Here is a 5482-nt window from a genome sequence, read left to right on the forward strand (position 1 = left end):
GAATTCCTCCGGACTGGGTGGCCGGATAACTTCGGAGTGCCTGGCCGAATTCATTGGAATACGCAATGTCAATCTGGGAAGCCGTTTTGTTAAGTAAATTTCATTATTGCCAGCCAACCAACCGTCTTCTCAATCAGTATGCAGAATTGGGGTTACCTATCTCCGCCGGAAGCATTACAGGTGGTCTAAAGAGACTTAAAGACTTATTGCAACCTGTCTACGATGCCTTCTATCTTCAACAAATGACAGAAAACCAATTTCACAATGATGAGAGCGGCTGGAAGGTTTTTGAAAATGTCGAAGGCAAAGTTGGTAATCGGTGGTGGTTGTGGGTCAGTCGTTCAGCATCTGTTGTCTTTTTTCAGATTGCACCAGGCCGCGGTGCAGATGTTCCCGTTGGGCATTTTAAAAATATACAACATAAGATTATTGTTATCTGTGATCGCTACAGCGCCTACAAATCAATGGCAAAGCAACTGCTCTTTATCATTCTTGCTTTTTGCTGGGCACACGTCCGGCGTGACTTTCTAGATGCCGCTAGAAAGTATCCGGCCATGGAAGAGTGGTCGCTCTATTGGGTTAAGAAAATCGGGGAGCTTTACCATGTCAACAAAAAGCGCTGTATTGAGTTTGATAAAAAACTTCCCATTCAATGGCAATCTGAAGCATTCAAAAAGCAGCATACAAAGCTCGTTGAAAAAATGGATGAAATGGCCAAGGAGAGAGATGCTTTTATAGATGCGTACAAACCTAACGAACCTGATCATAAATATGACCTGATCTCAGAAGTTAAATATAAAATCCTGACAAGTCTTCAAAACCATTGGGAAGGATTGAGTGTTTTTGTCGATCACCCTGAAGTTCCCATGGATAACAATTCGGGAGAACGGTCAATCCGTAATCCTGTGACAGGTCGTAAGAATTTTTATGGTTCAGGAAGTCTCTGGAGTTCTGAGCTTGCAGCAATAATGTTTTCAGTTTTTCAAACCATGACTTTATGTGGTCTCAATTGTAAACATTGGTTGAGGGCATACCTGACCGCCTGCGCGGAAAACCATGGCAATCCACCTGAAGATTTATCCCCATTTCTTCCCTGGAAAATGGGCAAAAGGCGTCACCGGAAACTCGCCAAGCCACTTAACACATCATGAACAAATATTGCGGTAGAGAATTCACATATCATGACCTTGGCCAGATTCGCTCCCTCATAAAAAATAATCCTGAATTCAATAGAACGCGGCTATCCACAGAAGTATGCAAGACACTTCAATGGCTGAAACCTGACGGGAACCTCAAGGATATGTCATGTCGTGTTGCCATGCTGCGCATGCAGGAAGATGGACTAATCCAGTTGCCACCTTCAACCCGTGTCAAGCAACCAGTTCGAAATATTAAATTCACCTCATTCACAGATCCGCAGAATCCTATCTTGAGTTCCGTTGACCTGTTACCTCAATTGCGTTTCCAAAAGGTCACGAGAGCCAATTCTGTACTATGGAATGAGTATATTGAGAGATATCATTATCTTGGGTATACTCCTCTGCCAGGAGCACAATTGCGCTATTTTGTCTATGCGGGTGAGCAGCTTGTTGCCCTGACAGGTTTTGGTGCAGCTGCGTGGCAAACGGCGCCAAGAGACATCTTCATTGGCTGGAATCATGAACAGAGGAAAAAGAATTTGCATTTGATCACCAATAATGCCCGTTTTTTGATTTTGCCTTGGGTACAATCAAAAAATCTTGCATCAAAAATTCTGTCGCTAACGACTCGACAACTTCCAGACGATTGGGAAGACAGATATAACATCCGGCCGGTATTACTGGAGACATTCGTCGAAAATAAGAGATTTATTGGTACCTGCTATAAGGCTGCTAATTGGCAATTATGCGGAAAAACTAAAGGTCGAGGAAAACTTGGACCAGCAGGAAAAGTGAGTGTTCCCATTAAAGATGTTTGGGTGTATCCTCTGGAAAAGAAGTTCCGGAGTATCTTGACGGCGTAACTCTGTGAAGAGCAAGCCGAATATTTACTATCGAGGAACTAAAATATGAATGAATTAAAAGGGATACGCTGGAAGCAGCGCTTTCAAAACTTTGACCGTGCATTTAAGCAATTGCTTTGGAAGCGTATTCATTGATTAAAATACAGTATGCTCCTTTGGATTGTCTCAAAGGTAAACGACTATCTTGAAGAAGAGACCTTGCTGCCCTATTTCTTTGATGTGGTCCACTTTGAGTCGCTCGAAAATAGGCCCCTCAAAGAACATATTTTGGAATATGGGAAAGTTTTGTACACTGTTTGGGTGGAAAAGTAGATGTTTTACTGATTTTGATCTGCCAAGTTTACCGAAGGACAGTAGTCAACTGTTTTGATCGTCTTGTGCCAATGATAACAAAAAAGGAGAATAATCATGTTTAGAAAATTATTTTTGACGGTTTTGTTGGTTTTATCTATGGCAATAGCTGCTTTCGCTGGTGTGAATATTAATACTGCTGACCAGAAAGAGCTCGTCTCGTTATCCGGCATTGGCCCAGCCAAGGCCACAGCCATCATTGAATATCGAAAAGAGCACGGGAGTTTTAAGGATCCTGAAGAGCTGAAAAAGGTCAAAGGTATCGGTCAAAAAACAATGGAAAAACTTCGTGACCAGGTGACGGTTGATGATGAATAACGGCTTTAATGCTCAGTTAAATGGCTTCAGTGACGCTCTATTCTGGGACGTTGCGATTGAGTCTATTGACGTTGAATTACATGCACGATTCATCATCGAAAGAGTTGTTGGCAGGGGTAATCTGCATGACTGGAAACTACTTAAGAAGGTGTACGGAAAAAAGAAAATTAAAAATGAGGTCACAAAAATTAGAAACCTGGACGCAAAAACCCTCAGCTTTTTAAGTGCCTATTTTTCCGTAGAGAAAACAAGCTTTAGATGTTGCAATTAAAGTCGATTCACAAAGGTACGTTTGACTTACTCGTGGAGTTTCAGGTTGCCGAGTTTGGTGATCCAGTTGGGATCGAAAAAGGATTAACACTTTAAAGGTTGAGACTATGACACCACTTGCAAAGCAGGTAACTGCAAAATATTCCTACAAGAATTATTGTGAGTGGAACGATGGGCGCTGGGAATTGATTGAAGGGGTTGAGTATGACATGACACCAGCTCCTTCTCGTCTCCATCAAGAAATTTCAATGATATTGAGTGCTGGTTTTTATGAAGCTCTAAAGGGAACGGACTGTAAGGTCTATTCGGCGCCTTTTGATGTGAGGTTGGCAGACACACCTGACAAGAATGATGAGGCCATTTTTACCGTCGTGCAGCCGGACATCAGCGTTATTTGTGATCAAGAAAAATTAGACGATAGAGGTTGTAAGGGAGCGCCAGACTTGATTGTCGAGATATTGTCTCTATCTACGGCATCAAAAGATATGAAAGTTAAACGGAATATTTATGAAAAGTGTGGGGTCAGAGAATACTGGTTAATACATCCTGAAGAAAAGTTGATTATGGTTTTAAATTGCGCCCATTTTTATCATTGAATATTCGGATTGACACTCCGAATATTCAATGATAATGTGATTCGATGATTACGCGAACCAACTATTTAGAACGCTTGACAATCGCGCTTGAGAGATCTCCGGTCACCGCACTTCTTGGGCCAAGACAATGTGGAAAAACAACACTTGCACGCATCTTCGGTAAACGGTGCAATGCGTCATACTTCGACTTGGAATCGCCCGTAGATCAGCAGAGATTGCAAAATCCGGAATTAATGCTGAGCGCCCTTCAGGGAACGATCATACTTGATGAAATTCAACTTAAACCGGAACTGTTTAACGTGCTGCGTGTTTTAGTTGATAATCCCGAAAATAAATTGAAATTTTTGGTTCTGGGTAGCGCTTCTCCTCATGTTATTAAGAATGTTTCCGAAACACTTGCCGGCAGAGTTGAATTTATTGAGCTAGCTGGATTCAACATGCAGGAAACCAATGACAGGGAACAGTTATGGCTTCGGGGCGGCTTTCCTCGTTCATTTCTCGCAGATTCAGAAGCTGATAGTCTGGCCTGGAGAGAGGGGTTTATACGGACATTTCTTGAGCGCGACATTCCAATGTTGGGGATAACAATTGCGGCAGCAGCAATGCGGCGATTCTGGACAATGCTGGCTCATTTTCACGGCCAAACATGGAATGCCTCAGAGCTTGGCCGATCAATGGGACTAACTGACAAGACTATCAGGTCATACCTTGATATTCTTACGGCCACATTTATGATCCGCCAGCTTCAGCCATGGCATGAGAACATCCATAAGCGCCAGGTGAAGGCCCCCAAAATATACTTCAGAGATTCCGGACTGCTACACAGCCTGTTGCACATTCCAGACTATCACAGTTTGACTGGGAATCCACGCCTGGGAGCGTCTTGGGAGGGTTTTGCTCTTGAGCAAGTGCTTCAGGCTATGGGGCCATCAGAAGCATATTTCTGGTCCACTTATAGCGGGGCGGAAGTTGACCTCTTCTTTTTCCATGGCGGCAAACGGTATGGCGTTGAATTTAAATTTAATGAAGCTCCAAGGGGTACAAAATCAATGCACATTGCGGTTCAAGATCTTTCCTTGGATTATTTATGGGTTGTATATCCAGGGAAAGAAGAATATCCGATAACGGACAAAATTACGGTTCGACCGCTTAATTCGTGCTTGAACGTAAAAGAAATAGATTCGTAAGTATCAATTGCCGGGCCATTTTCTTCGAAGCAAAGATTTTTGTTTTACTATTAATTCAGACGGCGTAATTATCGGTGAGGCGCAACAATTCCCAGAAATTTTTAAAGTTCTCCGGGGGGTTATTGATGCTAATCGAAAGAAAAAAGGCCGCTTTCTGCTTACAGGGTCAAGTTCCCCCAACATTGTGAAGGGTATTACGGAAAGTCTTGCTGGGCGAATCGCAACAGTTGAAATGTGGCCGTTTAAACAAGGAGAGTTTCACGACAAAGAGATCTCTGGTCTTTATTCTATGGTGGTTGACGGGACAGTTCAGGCAAAAGATTTTTTGCAATTGCCGCCGCAGGTGACCCTTAACCAGGCAATGAATGTCTGGCACAAAGGCGGCTTCCCGGAACCACTTATAGAAAGTGAACAAAACGAAGAATTTTACAAACAGTGGGTGGAGAATTATATAGCAGATTATTTCGGTAGAGACATACGTGGCTTGTTTCCCAGATTAAATATTCATAATTTTAGAAGATTTCTTACCTTGCTAGCCCAATTTTCAGGGCACCAGTTGAATATGAGTGATATGGCTCGTGCCCTTGAGATAAGCGTCTCGACGGTCAAGGATTATCTGGACATTATTCACCAGACCTTTGTCTGGAGAAATCTAGAACCGTACACCGGAAATAGGCTGAAAAAAGTCCAAAAGGCCAAAAAAGGTTTTTTCAGAGACCAGGGATTATTGCATTATTTTCTGCGAATTAAAGATGTGA

At 42.6% G+C, this 5482-nt stretch carries 6 protein-coding genes and 1 pseudogene; all 7 read left to right on the top strand.

What is annotated here, in order from left to right; all coding sequences use genetic code 11:
- The first annotated feature begins 59 nt into the window (after positions 1–59).
- A pseudogene (locus HQK80_15020) lies at positions 60–482 on the top strand (transposase).
- Positions 483–1147: 665 nt separating this feature from the next.
- A complete protein-coding gene (locus tag HQK80_15025; GenBank protein MBF0223507.1) occupies positions 1148–2002 on the top strand; it encodes a DUF4338 domain-containing protein in 855 nt (284 codons plus the stop codon).
- A 408-nt stretch (positions 2003–2410) separates the two neighbouring features.
- Positions 2411–2671 (top strand): helix-hairpin-helix domain-containing protein, encoded by a 261-nt coding sequence (locus HQK80_15030; GenBank protein ID MBF0223508.1) that lies wholly within the window; start codon positions 2411–2413, stop codon positions 2669–2671.
- Complete coding sequence (locus HQK80_15035; protein MBF0223509.1) at positions 2661–2942, top strand: hypothetical protein; 282 nt, start codon at positions 2661–2663, stop codon at positions 2940–2942. The genes HQK80_15030 and HQK80_15035 overlap by 11 nt, the downstream gene beginning before the upstream one ends.
- Positions 2943–3048: 106 nt before the next feature.
- Positions 3049–3537: a Uma2 family endonuclease gene (locus HQK80_15040; protein MBF0223510.1), complete on the top strand. Its 489-nt coding sequence runs from the start codon at positions 3049–3051 to the stop codon at positions 3535–3537.
- A 44-nt stretch (positions 3538–3581) separates the two neighbouring features.
- A complete protein-coding gene (locus tag HQK80_15045; GenBank protein MBF0223511.1) occupies positions 3582–4724 on the top strand; it encodes an ATP-binding protein in 1143 nt (380 codons plus the stop codon).
- Positions 4717–5482 (top strand): ATP-binding protein (locus HQK80_15050; GenBank protein MBF0223512.1); only part of this gene is annotated, 766 nt, incomplete at its 3' end. The genes HQK80_15045 and HQK80_15050, both read left to right, overlap by 8 nt.

The organism is Desulfobulbaceae bacterium, from assembly GCA_015231515.1.
Taxonomy (GTDB): domain Bacteria; phylum Desulfobacterota; class Desulfobulbia; order Desulfobulbales; family VMSU01; genus JADGBM01.

Coding starts and splice junctions, on each gene's coding strand:
- HQK80_15025 (MBF0223507.1), top strand. CDS start 1,148: ATGAACAAATATTGCGGTAGAGAATTCACATATCATGACCTTGGCCAG.
- HQK80_15030 (MBF0223508.1), top strand. CDS start 2,411: ATGTTTAGAAAATTATTTTTGACGGTTTTGTTGGTTTTATCTATGGCA.
- HQK80_15035 (MBF0223509.1), top strand. CDS start 2,661: ATGATGAATAACGGCTTTAATGCTCAGTTAAATGGCTTCAGTGACGCT.
- HQK80_15040 (MBF0223510.1), top strand. CDS start 3,049: ATGACACCACTTGCAAAGCAGGTAACTGCAAAATATTCCTACAAGAAT.
- HQK80_15045 (MBF0223511.1), top strand. CDS start 3,582: ATGATTACGCGAACCAACTATTTAGAACGCTTGACAATCGCGCTTGAG.